The following is an 18,158-nucleotide window of genomic DNA, read 5'->3' on the forward strand; positions in this document are numbered from 1 at the left end:
TGCACTTATTCAAACATCCCAGAATATCAAAATCAAATATTATCCTGTTAATCCTTTAATCCTGGTTATCCTGATTCAGACAGTTAAATATTAATAGAAAACGGTGCATTATATTTCATTAACGCACCCTACGAGATGAGTTATTGCTATATTTCATTGACTCTTAGTTGTTTTTCTATATGTACACCATTTCTTAAACTTATACTCAGAATGGTATAACTCAACTGCAAACAAGAACCAAATTAAAAACATCCCACCTATAATATCTGATGCTTCATAACCTTTTTTCATTAAGGTGTCTATAATTAATTCACTACTAGGAATTAATACAAAAAATGGTACATAAGTTATTGTAGCTGGTAAAGCAGCTAAAACAGAAATCATAAAACCTAAAAAAATGGTTCGCCAATTTCTAAACCTAAGCCATTTAGGAGGATTTCTCCAAAATATTTTTAGCAATAGTAAATATAATCCTACAAAAATTAGATATATTACCAAAGATAATATTAAAAATAATAGGACTGGTAATAGTGCTACGTAAGACTCTGAAACTTGACTAAATGAAAATTTTAAATATAAAAATAAAAAGTGATATATTTCAATAATCCCTATAATTGCTCCCATGAATGTGGGTATAGAAAGACCTAAAGCTCTCCAAATACATATTCCAATAACTTTAGGATCACGCCCAAAAAATATCCAGTAAATAATATTCAATACTAGAATAACACTCAGGTTGATAATAGACATTTATTGCACCTTGAATATGTGATAGAACAGTGAAAAAGCAAGTACATCAGATAATTTCCAACATGGTTGAATCATAACCAATTATTACTTCATCGAAATTAAACTGGTAACATTTATTTTCGTAACTTCACTGCTTGTTACATAAAAATACGTAGAGACGCAACCCAAAAACGCCTCTACAAAAAACCCTAAACTACAAAACCTCCCTACCCAAATAAACCTGCAAAACCTCCGGTACTTTAATCGTTCCATCAGCTTGCTGATAGTTCTCCAAAATAGCCGCCATAGTCCTTCCCACAGCTAAACCAGAACCATTTAAAGTATGTACAAATTGCGTCCCTTTCTTACCAGCTTCCTTAAACCGAATATCCGCCCTTCTGGCTTGAAAATCAACACAATTAGAACAACTAGAAATCTCTCGATACTTACCAGAAGATGGCAACCAAACCTCTAAATCATAAGTCTTTGTTGCACCAAAACCTAAATCAGCAGTACATAAATTAATCACTCGATAAGGCAACTTTAAAGCCTGTAAAATTGATTCTGCACTTCCTACTAACTTCTCTAATTCTTCAAAAGAATCTTCCGGTTTTACTAACTTCACCAACTCCACTTTATTGAATTGATGCAACCGAATTAAACCCCGCATATCCCGTCCATAACTTCCCGCTTCTCGACGAAAACATGGAGTATATGCACAGTGATAAATTGGTAATTCTTCCGCGTTGATAATTTCTCCCCGATAAAAATTTGTTACCGGAACTTCCGCAGTCGGAATTAACCACAAATCATCATCTGCACATTTAAAACTTTCCTCTGCAAATTTCGGTAACTGACTTGTTCCTATTAACGAATCAGTATTTACTAACAACGGTGGACTAACTTCAATATATCCATTTTCAATATGCTTAGAAAGCATAAATTGAATTAATGCTCTTTCTAAAGCCGCACCCGCACCTATCAAACTCACAAACCGACTTTGGGCAATTTTTACAGCCCTTTCAAAGTTCAATATTCCCAACTTTTCCCCAATTTCCCAATGAGGTAAAATCTTCGGGTTTTCCGGTTTATATTCATCTCCCCATCTTCTCACTTCTAGGTTATCATCTTCACTTTGACCTATGGGGGTAGAATCACTAGGAAGGTTAGGAAGTGCTAAGAGTAAATCTTGAATTTGCGCTTTTAACTCTTTTTCCTGGGGTTCTAATTCGCTTAATGTGGTTTTGAGGGTGTTTCCTTCTTCCTTTAAAGCAAGAATTTCCGCATCTTGAGGATTAACACCAGATTTTACCTTTTGTCCAACCAGTTTACCAATTTCATTACTACGGGCTTGAAGTTCGTTGCGTTTTCCTTCTAATTCTCGTTGTTTTTGGCTCAAATCTAAAATAGGCTGAATGTCGTATTTACCACTACGACTGTTCAACTTGTCTTGTACGAGTTGGGGATTTTCTCTTATTTGTTTAATATCTAGCATTTTTTGCTTGTTCTTGGTCGGTTCTAAGTTGTTATATCATTTCTTCACGCAATTATCACTTGGTAATGCGATTTAGCAGAAATAGTGAAGCTACAAGCCCTGCAAAATGCGCTGAAATAGTATTTGTATTAGCCTGAACTACCAGCATATCTAAACCGCTAATAATCCGAGTGGGGTCAAATAATTGAGTAGTTACGGCTTGTGGAGATATTGACCTAGCTACCAGCGTACCAACTATTGCTTGCGCTCCCAAAAGTGTCACCAGAATCCCTCCTAAGTTCACCCATAGCCCCAATCTTAATATTTGCACGCTTTCTAGTTTACGGGGACGATTGGCAGGATTGGAGGAATCTAGTTGTTTGCCAATTCTGGTGTAACGATAGGCTAAGTACATCCCCACACCTAAAACAACTAGCCCACAAACAGCCAGAAATACGCCAAATCCAGTTCCAGGATTGTTGTTGGGACTACCTGCTCTTTGACTGAAAAATGCGAATAATAATACTATTATCCCAGAAATTACACCTAGTACAAGTTGAATCCAGAAACTAATCCAACCAGCGAGTCGAAATATTTGGGCGATCGCTCGAATATTAGAGGATGGGGTTTCGGAGTTTTGTGTCATAAGGAACTGGGGATAGGGGACTGGGGATTGAGGATTGGGAAAAAACAATTATTGTCTAGCCTAAAAATCCTGACAATCCCTATCAAGAATAATTGATAATGAATAAGTCAGATCAAGTGAAACAGTAACAATTAATTATGGATACTGCTATTGTGCCATCTACTTTCCTGCTAACTTTGTTGTTATCGGTGGGACTGTTTTTCTTTATCCGCGCTTCTACTAAAGACCGCACAGAAAAAGCGCAATTAGTATCTGAGCAAGATGAAGCTAGTTTGATGACTCAACTCAAGGAGTATTTTCGCTCCCGCTCCTACCGTGTTACATCTGTAGACCAAGAAAAAAACCAAGTCACTTTTGAAGGGTTTGTCAGACCTAGCTGGTTTTTAGCTATCTTTTTAACTGTTTTAGCAGCCGTTGGTTTTGCTTGTCTATCTCTGGTTTTAGCTCAACTTTCTTCGAGTCAAAGTCCGTTTTTACTGTCCTTAGTCCTGTTATCTCCCTTGAGTGGTATATTTTATTGGCAAAAAGCTGGGAGAATTGAGAAAGTGTCACTCACAATGGATTCTATCCAAAATGAACAACACTCCTCAAGTATCATCACTGTTATTGCCCATCGAGATGAACTCGCTGAGTTACAGAGGGTTTTACAGTTAAAGATGGTTGATTGAAGGTTTTTAGTTTTTGCTTGAGAGAAGCACGTCCTGATGATGAAGTGCAAACTTCTGACTGACTTTTGAGGAAAAGGAACAGTAGGGAGGAGGCAGAAAAAATCTAAAGTTGGCAGTTTTGCTAACGATTTCTGTCATCGACAAAATTTAAATCTAAATCTAAATTTGCTGACAGATAATTTTGGCAACTGTAGCCAAAATATTCAAAGCAAGACGCTTTTGTATGTGCTTGATTTTGTTGCTACTCCCTTCTGGATCAGCATACTAGATATCAAATTATGCAACCGCAGGCTGCAAAGGATTTGATGATCTAATTTGGATAAGCTTTACTGGCAGTTCAGCTACAAACTTAAAAAAAATTGAATTTTTGCATAAACTGATCAATTTTGCCAGTTAATTAATGTCAGAGTCAGAAGTAAGAAGTCAGATTCAATGCGTAAGAGGATCATTCTAGATGTTAACGAGTAGCCACCGCCACTAATTCTTGACCAGCGGGAGCTTCCAAGACCCTCAGACTGGGAAACAAGAAATGATTTTCTTCTACGTATTGAGCGCCAAACAGACCTTTTTCCGCCCAGAAATAACGGTCTGTGGTGTGTTCGTTCCGTTTTACAAGTAGCAAGGCAGGAGGCAAAATACCTTCAGCTTGAATAAATTTTCTCGCTGCTGTCACAGGTTTATCTTCGCCACTTTCGATGCTGTATTGAGGCACGTGTTCTAAAATCCGTCGTCCTTCTTGACGACGACGACTTTTCCGTTTACGTCTCCTTGCCAACCTATTGTCCTCCTCTTTCAAGCTATAAGATTGTAGTCATAGCTACAAAACCCGTCGTAATTATATAAGTTATATTTGAAAAAATCAATGGTTTTTAACGTTTTGATACAACCCTAGTCATCCTTTGGAAATTTAGAGAAATTATCTGTAGCTAAGTAATGAGTGCAAGTACAGTGAAAATAACTAGAAGGCGGCCAATAAACCACAAATTAGTAGATTTGATGAGCATTTCAGCCAACTGCCTCTAGCTCTGTATTTTCTGGGAGTAAAAATATCATTCCCGGGAATAAAGCATTAATGAGAAGATTTAGTTAAGCTGAAAGTGCGATCGCGAAAAATTTAGCATCTTTTCTATTTGTCCCTGCTAGTCCATAATTTTGAGCAAGAGCTAAAAAATGTTAATGTCTGCCAGTTCTGATTTTATTGCTCTATGCCAAGAGCAAATATCTCTATTAACCCAAGGACTGGGAGCGTCTTTGAGTGTTGTCTACTTAACGCAAGAATTAGTAGATAGCCCCACAGGTGAGGCTCAATTGATCCCTGTGGTGGTTTCCCCTGAGACAGCAAGATTAAAGTACAGAGATCAACTAGCCCAGGGGACAGTCAACAAGCAAATCAAATTTGGTCAGATTTTGGCATTACCGAATCACCGGAGCAAGTTATTGACAGCAGGACTAGTCTCTGCTCCTCCTTCCCAGGAGTCAGAAAGTACAAATACAGCCCCTCCAAATTTAGAAGATGAATATATATTTAGTGGCAATCAAATTGTTTTACCTCTGATTTATGAAGGTGTGATGATGGGGTTATTGGTAACGGGAAGGGAAGATCGAGCCTGGAATGAAGGGGAGGAAAGCGAAATTCAGCGCATAGCCAAAACTATAGCGATCGCTTGCATTTTAGATCAGCGTCGAGCTTGGTTACAGCAGCAGTTACATCAACAGCAAGTTCTTCAAGAACAACAAAGGGATTTACTGGATAATCTTTTGCATCAGTTTCGCAACCCTTTGACGGCTATCCGCACTTTTGGGAAACTCCTGTTTAAGCGACTGCGACCAACAGACCCTAACCGAGATGTAGCGACTAGTATAGTGCGGGAAACTGATCGCCTGCAAGAATTGCTGCTACAGTTTGATCAAGTGATAGACTTGACTGATGCAGATTTAACACCCATTCCCCTAGCAGAATCTCAGGTTGTTGTCGAAGCATCGGTGCAGAAAGAAGCCAAACCACCACTATTATTGCCAGGAACAGGGGAAAATGCTACTGATTGCGACTTAACAGATTTATTAGCACTATTATTAAAATCGGCTCAAGCTATTGCTCAAGAACGAAATCTGGAATTAATAACTGATCTTCCTGAAAATTTACCATTAACAAAAGCTAATCTTAAAGCATTAAGAGAAGTTTTGAGTAATATTATTGATAATGCTTTGAAATATACCCCTGCTGGTGGGAAAATTTGGATTCAAGCTGGACAGAAAAAAGCTAATTTTCAAGGCATTGCGATTAGTGATACAGGTCCGGGTATTCCAGCAGAAGATTTAGAGCATTTGGGGGAAAGACATTACCGAGGTGTACAGGCGCAAACAGAAATTCCCGGTACAGGTTTGGGAATTGCGATCGCCAAACAATTGATAGAACAAATGCAGGGAGAAATAGAAGTTTTTAGCCCCGCATTTAATTCAAAAATTACTTCACTTCAACATCCAGGAACTACCTTTATTATTTGGTTGCCTGAAGTTAAAGACTGGTAATTGGTAATTAGTAATTGGTAATTGGTGATTGGTGATGGGGAAATAAGGGAACAGGGAACAGAATTTTTGACTTTTGACTTTTGACTTGATTCTCCCCAGTCCCCAGTCACTATTGCAGAGAAATTAACAAATTTTGGTTAATTGTCATTTCTAAATCTGTATTGGGTTCAATAGCAATTAAATCAACACTATTCCTACCAAAGAAAAGACCAATCAGCGCCCCAATACCAGCACCTCCGAGAATTTCTTCTGTAGCAATAGCGCGATCGCCTGTCACCGCAGATACTGCGGCAGCTGCTCCTGCTCCTAATACGGTATTTTTGATAATTGAAGTGGTGCTAGTGCCTTTTCTCACAGTTTCAGTTTTGGTAATCACATCAGAAGTGGCAATAAGGTTATATTCTTTACCATTGGTCAAAATTAATTTTTGAGCCACAAACTGAGAACCACCTTGAGCAGGTTTGAGTTCACCGATCACCTGACTACCAGCAGGAATAACCACTGTTCCATCTTGGGTAATTACACTTTGTGATGTTGTCAAAGTTAAAGGAGCAGTTTCATCTTTAGTTACCAGAATTTTTGCTGCCTTTTCATACTTCACAGGAATAATAGTCCCTTGAGGAATAGTAACAGTTGTGACTGGTGGTGGAGTGGTTTGAAGAGAGACAACATAAGGTGAGTTAATTGCAGCAGCTTGATTAGCACTAACCAAGGCTTGATAAATAAAAGCCGCTACCTGCGCTCTAGTAGCAGTCACACTGGGATTGAGAAACTTAACATTAGGATAGTTGACTACAATTTTTCTCTCAGTGGCCGCAGCAATGGGAGTGCGGGCATAGCCGGAGATACTGCCAGAATCGTTGTAGTATTGTAGAGTGCTTTCAACATTACCACCAGCAGCATATTCCAAACCGTTAGCCAGGGAAACTAAAACTTGTTCACGGGGAATAGCTTGGTTAGGTCTAAAGACATTGCCTGGATATCCAGATAAGAAACCGATAGTGTAAGCTTGTCTAATGGCGCTGTATGCCCAATAATTACTGGGTACATCATTAAAATTGATTGGTTGCCGTTGTGCAGACTTGCTAAAAGCCTTGTTAATCATTGCAGCAAACTGAGCGCGTGTCACCGGTTCTTCTGGACGAAATGTACCATCAGGAAATCCCGCAATTACACCCCGTTGTGATAATTGTTGAATAAATTGTGATGCCCAGTAGTTAGATGAAACATCAGAAAAACTCGTTTGTGCTAAGGATGGCGCAGATGTCATTAAAGGTGCTACAGTACCGACTGTGACACTTAAAGCCATAAATAGGGCTGTGTTTGATTGCAAGCGATTTAAAGTAAACATTGATTTTACTCCTGTAAAAATTATTTTTTCTTTTTGTTAACTACTCTGTTAACTACCTAGACAATTCTGACATTAAACAGTTCCCTATGTTTTTTATATTTCGTAAATAGTTTTACTTATTGTTTTTTTTTGTGAGCAAGAGGAATTTAGTTATATAATATAGCAATAGATACCCCAATTCTCAAATAATAGATCCCCCACTTCTCAAAGAAGTCGAGGATCTTATAGGAAATATTGGTAATAAAAGTCACGACTTTAATTAAGTTAAGTCTAGTTACGAGAAAGTACCAAATTGGACACAAGCGTGATATCTAAATCATCTTCCGGTCGCAGAACAAAGACATCAACTTGTTTTTTTCGCAACAGTACACTTGCTAAAGCACCCGCAGCTGCACCACCAACAGGTTCTAAGACTTCAATTTTCTTGTTACCTGTGAGTAATGAAATTACAGTAGCAGCACCAGCACCAATTGCCGCATCAGTTAATACCCGTCCTGTATCGCTGCCCTGAGAGATTCTTTGAGTTTCAGAGATAGTACGAGAATTAGCATTAATCTGCTGCCGCTTCCCGGAACTAAACACTAATTCTCGTGCTACAAAGCGGACACCTTTTTTATTTTCATTGTCATAACCACTATTGAGATTGACTGGTTCTAACTCTCCCACAACTTCTGTTCTGGCAGGAATCAACACATTTCTGTTGCTGTCGATAACATCGTTAGCTATTCTCAGAGTCAGAGGTAATCTTTCTCCAGGATTAACAATTACTTTCTCTTTTTCATAAGTAACAGGCAAGGTGACATTTACCGGAATAGTAATTGTTCGAGATTGATTTATATTGAATTGTGCTTGAGCAGGAGCAAAGGTAAATAAAGGGGTAACTGCACCTGTAGTAATAGCTATTGCCATTAGTGCAGCTGTGTTAGATTGCCAACGTATAAGACTACTCATAGGATTTTTCCAATGATATGTGATAGGTGTGATGACGTGGCTTTACTAGGATAGTTTCTTCAGTTATCAGTTTTAGGGGTTTAACAATGCTAAAACCCTACCTATCCCTATTTTAGCAATGGGTTGAGAGTTGACGCTCCCCGCTCTGTAAAGGGACTGGGTATTACGGCGATTTCTGATAAAATATAGCAAATATATAGCTAGTTCTTCCCAAACAAAAACCCGCCCAAAGGCGGGTTCATATTTGTAGGTCTGACGGAAACGCCTACTATGCAACTAACTCATCACTCAACTTAGAAGCTGAAGGTAGTACGCAGAGTCCCTACATAGATGGCGTTGTTGTTATCGTTGTGATTAGGATTCAAGATCACCAACACACCAGGTGTTACAAGAATGTTGTCGGAAAGCTTCATCTTGTACAAACCTTCTATATGATAAGAAGTGCCGTTGTCGTCTGGATTAGAAATCCCAGCAGGTAGATTTGATACATCAGTAACTTTAGGTGGCTGACCAAAAATTAGACCTAAAGTATTACCTTCTTTACCAAAGTCTTTCACAGCTAGGGTAGTAGCCCAATAAAAAATACTTGCATCTTGAGGTCCAACTTGGTTGTTCACTTTGGAGTAACCAACCCAACCGCCAAGAGTCAATTTAGAACTGGGCTGGAAGGAAGCTTGTAAACCATAGTTGTCAGATACAACCGGAACATTAGGAATAGGAGCAGGCAAAATACCATTTGCAATGGAACTTCCTGTGCTACCAAATAAGTTTACGTCATTAGCAGTCTGATAAGTCCGAGCGTAAGCTAAACCCACGTTGAAAGCTTTATTGGGTCTGAATGCTAACTGACCGAAAATAGTGTTACTACCATCGAATAACCCTTCACCATTAGATGGGTCAGCTGCATCATTTCTGCCTGTGGCAAAATAAGCTGCACTTAAAGTCAATGGTCCTTGAGGATTAAGGTTAACAGTGATACCTGCACCATCACCTGCTTGACGATAAATAGGGCTGAAGCGTCCATAACGAGAGAGAGCGCCTGAGCCACTGCTTCTGAAATCTGGGTTGAAGACGTCGACGTTCTCATTTAACTCAGCACCTGTAGCGTCAATCTTGACACGGATTTTTTCACCGAAGTTGAAAGCGTAGTTGAGTTTGTCGATACTAACACTGTTATTAGCAGTAGCAGCATTACCAACGTCATAACCCAAACGAGTCATGTTAGTTCCTGTACCACCAGGAACATTATTTTGGAAAATATTTCCCGCATTTAAACGGGTTTGCAGCATATCAGTACCCATGAAGCTGCTTTCTAAACTCAAGCGCACGCGGTCAGAGAAAGTCGTGTTTTCCACGATGTCTCCACCTGATCCAGCCGCACCACCAACAGCACTAGACACGCTGAAAATAGCTTCACCTTTCAGCTTAGTTGTGGTGGAAAACTGGTTTGCTTCTAATTCAGCAGTACGAGCTTCTAGAGCATCTACTCGACCACGCAAAGTTGCCAATTCAGCCGAAAATTCTTCTTGTAACCGCTGCAAGGTAGCCAAATCTTCTTTGCTTACCATGTCAGCGGTAGCTGTAGCAATTAATTCATTAACTCGGTCTAAGCAGGCATTCAAACCAGCTGCAAATTCATACCGAGTCAAAGCACGATTACCACGGTATGTACCGTTGGGATAACCTGCAATACAACCGTAACGCTCAACTAAAGACTGCAAAGCTTGAAACGCCCAGTCAGTGGGTTGCACGTCAGAAAATTGAGAAACGGATGTTACTTGACCAAGGCTATTAGCTTCTTGGGACAAACTCGCAACGCTGGTTGCTTGTTCGTTGACTTCATTGGCTAATACGCTGTTAGCAGACAGCAATGTAGCTGCAATAGCTGGACTTACCTTCAGAACATTCCAAAATAGTTTTGTCATGTTTTTACTCTCTCACTCACACCTAAAAAACTCTAAGGTTATGATAAGTTCCCTTTATTGTTCAGGGAATTTACACATATAATTCTCAGTAATGACTATACATTATTTATGCTAGTTAGCACAAGCCCCATTTTAATTTTTGTACTCAATCCTGGTGAATTTGGTCGGTAAATTCAGAACAATACTACGTTTATGGCGTAATATTTTTCCTTCCTCTTCAAATTTCTGTAATAACCGTGTAACTGTGACTCTAGTTGTGTTCAGCACCTCTGATATATCTTGATGAGTAATGTTTAAATCAATCAATCTACCGTGTTCTAAATCACGACCAAATTTTTCACCCAACCACACCAAAAATTGCCACAATTTCAGTGAAGTAGGTTTGCGATGTAATATGCTTAAAAGTTCTTCCGCTTGTTGGATGTGATATAACAAAGCCTTGATATCTTCATGCCAGAGATGGGGCGGTATAATAGTTGCTTCCACACTTGTCAAGCATTCAATTTGGTAGGGTGTGACTTTTGACAAAGGATAGCCAACTATATCTCCTAAACCCCAATAACCCAAGGTGATAGATGTTCCATCTTCATTCCAGGTCAGGGTACGAACTATGCCTCGCTTAATACGCCACAATACATCATTTCTGTTGGGAATTATTGACCGCCGAGTAAATAAGTGTTGGCTTAAAAGTTTGTTTGTAGGAGATATTAAGGTTTCAGTTGTAGAAAACGTCATTTTTAGGTGAGATGGGGAATAAATTCTGATGCAGAAGACTGATAATTCATCACTAGAAAGCATCTATTGGCAGAATTGATGATAATTTTCAAATAAAATCTATAGTTTGCATTAACCATAGGTATTCACTTGTTATGTTCCTCAGTTTTATTCATTTCCAAACAATGGGTACTGGTTTATACCCTGTTTTCAAACATATTGGCGTTATCACACATCTCTAAATTAAGCAAATAAATTAATGGTTAATAGGTTTTACATAGAAGATATTTTTAAGCTATCTTTTATTTACTCTAATAGCCAAAGTTTAAGAATAGGTAAGCTTTTAGTAAAGTAAGTAAGTCGGCGGGAAAAAACCGAAGTATGTAACAAAAAGTAAATTCACCAAAACCCTCTTCCCCGTTCCCCGTTCCCTGTTCCCTTGTCATAACGACAATTTTTAACGCCCACTTACTTATCTATACTGACGCTTCGCTAAGAGGGTGTTTGAAAAGTCTAAATTCATACTACTGTGAGCGATTAGAAATCGCGCCTACACAGACAAAACCCACCTGCGTGGGTTCAAAACCTTTATTTTTCATTAGTCCACGGAGGTAGGTGGACTTAGTTTGTGTAGTAGTGTTCGCGCCAGCGTGGCGTTCGCGGTAGCGTGCCGGAGGCATCAGCCATATTATATTCGCCAAAAACTTTTCTTTCTGTGCTGATATCATGTCTGTTCAAATAACTGTCATTGCGACCATAGGGAAGCAATCCCAAAAACCTTTAGATTGTGTCGTTTCACTCGCAATGAAATATTAAGGGTGATTAGCCGGACATCATATGAGTTGACAATACAAAAGACCTCTCCGGAAATATGGTAGAGACGTTCCGCCGGAACGTCTCTACAAGGGTTTCAAACCACGCACATTTAATTACCACCAGATGTCTAAAGACTTGTTTGCAAAAACGAGACACTGAACCTGATGGGCTTCAGTGTCTCCTAGCGGAAATAGGTGAAATGTAGATAACGCTTAACAGGGAATAGTGACAGATGATAAGTAAGGGTAAAGCGCATTCCTAAAACCGCTACAAACGATAACTGATACTACCTTTGGCCTGTGACAATATATGCTACTCGCTGACCAATATTAGTAGCGTGGTCTGCCATTCGTTCTAAACATCGAATCGCTAATGTTAAGAGCAGAATTGGCTCAACAACCCCTGGAACATCTCGCTGGTGTGCTAAAATCTGATATAAATTATCATAAGCATTATCTACAGCATCATCTAATAATTTGATACGGCGACCACTGACTTCATCTAAATCAGCCAAAGCTACTAAGCTAGTTGCTAACATTGCTTGGGCATTGTGAGACATCAGCGCAATATCTGGTAAAGAAGGATGAGGTGGGTAAGGAAATATTTTAATGGCAATTTCCGCTAAATCCTTGGCGTAATCTCCAATACGTTCTAAATCTCGTACTAGCTGCATAAAAGCACTCAAACAGCGTAAATCTTGAGCCGTAGATGCTTGCAATGTGATTATGGATGTACAATCAGATTCTATCTGTCTATAAAAGCGATCAATTTTCTTGTCTAACCGGGGAAGTTCCTCAGCTGCTGTTAAATCGCGGGCAAATAACGCTTGGTGGCTGAGACGGAAGGATTGTTCTACCAAAGCTCCCATACGAAGTACATCGCGCTCTAAACGCCTGATGGCGCGTATAGGCTGGGGCTGTCCAGAATTGGTAATATTAACAACAGCTTTCACAATTCTAATCTCAAATTTTAATATATATTCAACTATAGTCTTCACTTAGCGGGTTTGCAATGACCTCAGGGAGGTGAATTTGTATCCAAGCGCCACCAGTTTCGGGATGGTTCATAGCCTTGATTGCTCCTTTGTGGGCTATAATTATCTGGCGCACAATGGATAAACCCAAACCACTACCAGTAATTGCTGTTGTTTGACTACTGTCAGAACGTGGCTCATGGTGTCTGGCTTTGTCTCCCCGGTAAAATCGCTCAAAGACATGGGGTAAGTCGATAGGTGCAAAACCAAGACCAGAATCAATAATATTAATTTCCAATAGTTGAGATTGGCGATCGCCTTCGCGGAGTGTGTGCCTTGCACTCGGCGATCCGTAGGAATCGCCTGTAACAAAACCACTGACAGAGATCAGGTTAACTTCTATGTGGATACTAGTATGAGGAAGGCTGTATTTAATACAGTTATCTAGTAAATTGACAAATACTTGGTAAATTCGGGATTTATCAGCTTGGATGCAGATGCTTTCTGGACCAGAATAAGAAATATTCAGATGTTGATGCTGTGCTAATGGTTCTAGTGTTTCCCACACTGATGCAATCAGCGATCGCACTTCCACCGCTTCTGGATGTAACTGCATGGTGGAGTTAGTTTCCATTTGCGTCAGTTCTAACCAGCTTTGCACCAAATTAATCAGCCGATCAACTTCCTGCATCAAACGCTTAACCCAACGATCTAGGGGTGGATCTAAGCGGTTTTGTAAAGTTTCTGCTACCAGACGAATGGAAGTTAGGGGTGTTCTCAGTTCATGAGCGAGATCAGAAAAAGAGCGATCGCGCTCCTGATTCATATCTAGCAATGGTTGGCGATTTTCCAAGAATACACCAACTTGTCCTGCTGGTAAAGGCAAACTGGTAGCCTCTAAAGCCAAAGGCTTTAACTCCAACATCGCTTTAGCATTGTCACGGGAAGGGTGGAAAATCCATTCTCGCACTAGGGGCTTTTGCCAATCACGAGTTTGCTCAATTAACTGATCAAGTTCATAAGACCTTACTAACTCTAACAATAAGCGCACCTGCTCTGGTTGCCACCTTTGCAGATGCAACATTTCCCTCGCCTGCTGATTGCACCATAATAGTTGATTTTCCTCGTCTACTTGCAAATATCCCAACGGTGCAGAATCAAGCAGTTCCTTGTAGGTTTGCAATGATAGATGCAAATCTTGCTGCTGCTGCTTCACCATAGACATTTCCTGCCGTAAGCGTGGCAGCAGAGGTAATGCTATTTTATAAGAATGGGAGCTTAAAGGTTGGAGTACTCGCTCCAGATAGCCGTTGAGTTGAACCTGTTGCCAAAGCCAAAAACCAAGGCCGACCGCCAAACCCAGAAGAAATCCCAATAAGAACATTTGAGTAGTTAGTTGCTATGTAATTACTCAAAACTAACAACTATATGCACCAGTTAACCAAATCTATAGCCAAAACCTCTCACAGTCACAATATACTCTGGATGGCTGGGATCTTGCTCTAACTTTTCCCGTAACCAGCGGATATGAACATCTACGGTTTTGCTATCACCAACAAAATCTGGACCCCAGACTTGATCTAACAATTGCTCCCGTGACCACACCCGACGGGCATAACTCATAAATAGTTCCAGCAAGCGGAATTCTTTCGGTGATAAATTTACCTCTTTTCCTCGCACCAACACCCGGCACTCTTGAGGATTCAAACTAATCTCTTTATACTTAAGTACGGGGAGCAATGGCAAATGGCTTAAACGTTGACGACGGAGTAAAGCGCGGCATCTAGCAACCATTTCCCGCATACTGAATGGTTTAGTCAGGTAGTCATCTGCTCCTACTTCTAAACCCAGCACTCTGTCAGTTTCACTACCTTTAGCACTGAGCATTAAAATAGGTACTGAGTTGCCTTGATGACGCAACAAACGGCAAATATCCAGTCCATTAATTTGCGGTAGCATCAAATCTAAGACTACTAAATCAAAAGACGATGCCCCTGAATTGGATTCGCAATTTTTGAGATATTCTACAGCTGCTCGGCCCTCAGTAGCAGTTATGACCTCATAACCTTCTTCTTCCAAAGCCACAGATAGCATTTCCCGGATCAGTTCTTCATCTTCTACTATTAGGATGCGGCTAGTTTGTCCCATATCCGCTTTAGCAGAATATTTAGTTAATTCAGTGGTATACATTGATAGCACAAGATTTTGAGATTGTACTTGTATTGATAAATCCTTAACTGCCCATCATCCACATTGATTTCAGCGAATCTATTTTGGGCTAATTGTATTGAATATAACAAATCGAGTATATTATAAATCACATTTTCCACCAGTGGACAAGTATTTTCCGTATCTTTGGATAATTATCCTGAATCATTCAAGAGGCAGGAGATAAGAGGCAGGAGGCAGGAGGAACCCACGGAGGGAGAGAAAACGTGGGATTGAAGCAAGGACGCTTTGTATCTGGCGCTATGCGTCTCGATACAATTCCTCTTTTAAACTGGGCTTTAGACCCAGAACTAAAGTTTTAATTCATACTTCTTCCCTCCAGCAAGACAGGCCTCTGCCTCCTGCCTTCTTTGTAAAATTTTGTCTTGACAATCACAAAGGAGTTGAGTAAAATCTTAGTACAAAAATACTATGCCTGAGTCTTGACAAAGCTCGTATAACCTTTTTTCAGTATTTCTACTATGCTAGAAACGCTGCTTTAAAGGCTAACATTATATCTGCATAGGGTATAGGACATGACTTTTTACCCCTTTAATCATTAACTATTCAGGGAGTTGAAATATGACCACAGGTGCAATTAAAGACAGTAAACAACAACTAGTGCAAGCATTTCAAACAATTCGTGCGGAAAGGAAAATACTAGAATCGAAAATAGCAACTAAACAAGAGGAAGCAGAAAAAGCTAAAAACCAAGAAATTCTGTCTGCTGCTTCTACCTATACGGTTGATAGTATTGTTAAAGGTTTAGCTGATTTACAATTAGAATTTGGTAGTATTGTTAATGCACTGTCAGATAAATTAGCTAAAGAGAACTCTAAATTAGATGAACTAAATCAAGCGATAGAAATTGAAACCCAACGTCTGCAAGAACTACAGCAAATTAGAATTGTAGCAGATACCCTAGATTTTTTTACTCAAGAACATCAAGAAAAATTGAGAATTTTAGAACAAGATATAGCGAATACACGAGAAGCATTAGAAAAAGAAACTGCTCAAAGACGCAAAGAATGGCAAAAGGAACAGGTGGACTTTGAAGAAAGACTGCAAACTTACAATGAATTGTTAGCTAAAGAACGTCAACAGCAAGAGGAAGAATATCAATATAAATTAGAAACTACACGCAAACTGAATACAGATGCTTATCAGGCGAGAAAACGCAAGTTAGAACTAGAAATACAAGAAAACACCCAACAAAAAAATAAAGATTGGACAGAACGAGAAAAAATTATTACTGAACGTCAACCATTATTTACTGAATATCAGCAGAAAGTAGCTGCATTTCCAACCGAACTGGAAGAAGTTGTGAAAAAAGCCAGAGAAGATGCTATTAAAGAAACCAGCCAAAAAGCCAAAGTCGAGGCTGATTTGTTTGATAAAGAATGGGAATCTACCAAACAAAGTTATGAAGCTAAAATCCAATCTCTAGAAGAAACGATTCAGAAACAAATTGAGCAAATTGAAGGTATCTCTGCTCAATTGCAAACTGCACTCAAGCAAGCGCAAGACTTAGCAATGAGAGCTTTTGATAGTGCCAATGCTAAATAAGTAGGGCTTTCATGATGCCTACTTTAAAATAACATTAAATAACTTGTAAGGATACAGAATACATATAGTTTTTCTCAGTCTCATGAGGTACACCCTAATTTATTTACTGTTCCCTGTTAAGAGTTGCCCGTTCCCTAAGAATAAAAAACTCTGTACCTCACTAGCTTGAGAAATGCTATAAGACATAAGACTTTGAGTATCATGCTTAATATTTTTTATAGGATCTCAAATCTGTTATTTCCTGATTTGACAATTCTCCTGAACCCGTAATTGTACGATCAATTGTTGCTTAAATATTTTCAATTTTGAATTTATTAGAGGTTAATAATGCCAGCTAAAAAACCAACTGAAAAAAGCACTAAAGCCGAAATTCTCCAAGCTTATGAAGAGTTAGCTAAAGAACAAGCCGCACTAAAATCAGCACTTGAACAAGCGCAAAAAGAAACTCCATCTGTATCGAAAGAAAAGCCCAAAGCAGAACCTAAACCAGAACCTACGATAGCTATGAGTCAGCCTACAATTCAGTCTCCAAGTATTCAGCAAAAAATGAATAATACCATTGAAAGCTTGGCTAAAATTCAGCTAGGCTTTGGTAGTGCAGCTAATGAATTATCAGAACAGCTAAGTACAAAAGCCTCTAAGTTGGCAGAAATTGGGGAATGTGTAACCAATGAAATTCAACAATTAGCCCAACTGCATAACTTAGAAATCTCTGAAGATATTTTAGATACTCTAATTCAATCTTATGATGATAATGCTAAAGCTTATCAGCAAGAGTATAACGAACGCCATGAAGTCTTATCGCAAGAAATATTAGAACTGAGGAATGCTTGGGCAAAAGAACAGGAAGAACATCAACGCACAATTAAAGAACGCAATGATAATCTTAACAGAACTAGACAAAGAGATGCAACAGAGTATAAATATGATTTAGAACTTCAGCGTAAATTAGCCAGTGATGAATATGCACAACAGGAGAAGTTATTATATAAAGAATTGGAAGAACTGCAACAAGAAACTGAAAAACAGTGGACTGAAAGAGAAAAAGCAATTTCTGAGCGAGAAAAACAATTTGAAGAATTGAAAACTAAGGTAGAAGCTTTCCCGAAAGAGAAAGAAGCAGCAATTAAAAAAGCCACTGAAGAAGGTAAAGGTATCGCTAGTTATCAGGCTAAGGTAAAAGCAGATTTAAATGCTAAAGAAGTGGAAGGACAAAAGCGTTTTTATGAACAAAGATTGCAATCTCTAGAATTGACAATTACTAATCAGGAAACACGACTGCAAAACCTCTCTAAACAATTAGAATCTGCACTCAAACAAGTTCAAGATTTGGCTGTTAAAGCAATTGAAGGAACTGCAAATGTGAATTCCTATCAAGCTATTAAAGAAATAGCTTTAGAACAGGCTAAAAGTCAGGTAAAAAATAAATAATAAGGAGCCTGGGGTGTATGGGAGCAGAGGTAAAATTTATTATTAGGACTTACACAAGATACGACTGAAAGCCTTATTCTCGCGTAGGGGTAATTCATGAATTACCCCTACTTATTTTTCTGACTCCTGACTCCGTTTATTCTGTCTTCGGTTTTCCTAGTCCCTTTGGGGGCTGAG

15 protein-coding genes are annotated in these 18,158 nt (G+C 39.1%); 4 read left to right on the top strand and 11 right to left on the bottom strand.

What is annotated here, in order from left to right:
* Window positions 1-153: 153 nt before the first annotated feature.
* The 3 genes from H6G06_RS09460 to H6G06_RS09470 form a co-directional block, all read right to left on the bottom strand.
* Window positions 154-750 (bottom strand): hypothetical protein, encoded by a 597-nt coding sequence (locus tag H6G06_RS09460; RefSeq protein WP_190559397.1) that lies wholly within the window; start codon window positions 748-750, stop codon window positions 154-156.
* 193 nt (window positions 751-943) lie between these two features.
* On the bottom strand, window positions 944-2,224 hold the full coding sequence (gene serS / locus H6G06_RS09465; RefSeq protein WP_190559399.1) for a serine--tRNA ligase: 1,281 nt from the start codon (window positions 2,222-2,224) through the stop codon (window positions 944-946).
* A 55-nt stretch (window positions 2,225-2,279) separates the two neighbouring features.
* A complete protein-coding gene (locus H6G06_RS09470) occupies window positions 2,280-2,849 on the bottom strand; it encodes a DUF3611 family protein (RefSeq protein ID WP_190559401.1) in 570 nt (189 codons plus the stop codon).
* Window positions 2,850-2,986: 137 nt separating this feature from the next.
* On the opposite strand from H6G06_RS09470, the gene H6G06_RS09475 reads away from it, so the two are divergent.
* Complete coding sequence (locus H6G06_RS09475) at window positions 2,987-3,517, top strand: cofactor assembly of complex C subunit B (protein WP_190559403.1); 531 nt, start codon at window positions 2,987-2,989, stop codon at window positions 3,515-3,517.
* 457 nt (window positions 3,518-3,974) lie between these two features.
* On the opposite strand, the gene H6G06_RS09480 is transcribed toward H6G06_RS09475, so the two are convergent.
* Complete coding sequence (locus H6G06_RS09480) at window positions 3,975-4,292, bottom strand: DUF3155 domain-containing protein (RefSeq protein WP_190559405.1); 318 nt, start codon at window positions 4,290-4,292, stop codon at window positions 3,975-3,977.
* A 395-nt stretch (window positions 4,293-4,687) separates the two neighbouring features.
* Here H6G06_RS09480 and H6G06_RS09485 point away from each other — a divergent pair, with 395 nt between their 5' ends.
* Window positions 4,688-6,046, top strand: a complete 1,359-nt coding sequence (locus H6G06_RS09485; protein ID WP_190559407.1) for a GAF domain-containing sensor histidine kinase — start codon at window positions 4,688-4,690, stop codon at window positions 6,044-6,046.
* A gap of 109 nt (window positions 6,047-6,155) precedes the next feature.
* Here the strand turns inward: H6G06_RS09485 and H6G06_RS09490 are convergent, their stop codons facing one another.
* The 7 genes from H6G06_RS09490 to H6G06_RS09520 all read right to left on the bottom strand — a co-directional run bounded on the left by H6G06_RS09490 (window position 6,156) and on the right by H6G06_RS09520 (window position 14,966).
* Window positions 6,156-7,397 (bottom strand): S-layer homology domain-containing protein, encoded by a 1,242-nt coding sequence (locus tag H6G06_RS09490; RefSeq protein WP_190559409.1) that lies wholly within the window; start codon window positions 7,395-7,397, stop codon window positions 6,156-6,158.
* Window positions 7,398-7,667: 270 nt separating this feature from the next.
* The gene (locus H6G06_RS09495; RefSeq protein WP_190559411.1) at window positions 7,668-8,348 is read right to left on the bottom strand and encodes a conjugal transfer protein TrbI; all 681 of its coding nucleotides are present in this window, start codon (window positions 8,346-8,348) and stop codon (window positions 7,668-7,670) included.
* A gap of 293 nt (window positions 8,349-8,641) precedes the next feature.
* Complete coding sequence (locus H6G06_RS09500; protein WP_190559413.1) at window positions 8,642-10,273, bottom strand: iron uptake porin; 1,632 nt, start codon at window positions 10,271-10,273, stop codon at window positions 8,642-8,644.
* A 132-nt stretch (window positions 10,274-10,405) separates the two neighbouring features.
* Entirely contained in the window at window positions 10,406-11,008 is a 603-nt protein-coding gene (locus H6G06_RS09505; RefSeq protein ID WP_190559415.1) for a Crp/Fnr family transcriptional regulator, read from the bottom strand.
* Window positions 11,009-12,089: 1,081 nt separating this feature from the next.
* On the bottom strand, window positions 12,090-12,755 hold the full coding sequence (gene phoU, locus H6G06_RS09510; protein ID WP_190559417.1) for a phosphate signaling complex protein PhoU: 666 nt from the start codon (window positions 12,753-12,755) through the stop codon (window positions 12,090-12,092).
* A 28-nt stretch (window positions 12,756-12,783) separates the two neighbouring features.
* Window positions 12,784-14,160 carry a sensor histidine kinase gene (locus H6G06_RS09515; RefSeq protein ID WP_190559419.1) on the bottom strand — a complete coding sequence of 459 codons (1,377 nt, stop codon included), beginning with the start codon at window positions 14,158-14,160 and terminating at the stop codon, window positions 12,784-12,786.
* 53 nt (window positions 14,161-14,213) lie between these two features.
* Window positions 14,214-14,966, bottom strand: a complete 753-nt coding sequence (locus tag H6G06_RS09520) for a winged helix-turn-helix domain-containing protein (RefSeq protein ID WP_190559421.1) — start codon at window positions 14,964-14,966, stop codon at window positions 14,214-14,216.
* Between the two features lie 600 nt (window positions 14,967-15,566).
* On the opposite strand from H6G06_RS09520, the gene H6G06_RS09525 reads away from it, so the two are divergent.
* Window positions 15,567-16,550 (top strand): coiled-coil domain-containing protein, encoded by a 984-nt coding sequence (locus H6G06_RS09525; RefSeq protein ID WP_190559423.1) that lies wholly within the window; start codon window positions 15,567-15,569, stop codon window positions 16,548-16,550.
* A 327-nt stretch (window positions 16,551-16,877) separates the two neighbouring features.
* Window positions 16,878-17,981: a coiled-coil domain-containing protein gene (locus H6G06_RS09530; RefSeq protein WP_190559425.1), complete on the top strand. Its 1,104-nt coding sequence runs from the start codon at window positions 16,878-16,880 to the stop codon at window positions 17,979-17,981.
* Window positions 17,982-18,158 lie beyond the last annotated feature (177 nt).

The sequence above is a fragment of the Anabaena sphaerica FACHB-251 genome (genome assembly GCF_014696825.1).
Taxonomy (GTDB): domain Bacteria; phylum Cyanobacteriota; class Cyanobacteriia; order Cyanobacteriales; family Nostocaceae; genus RDYJ01.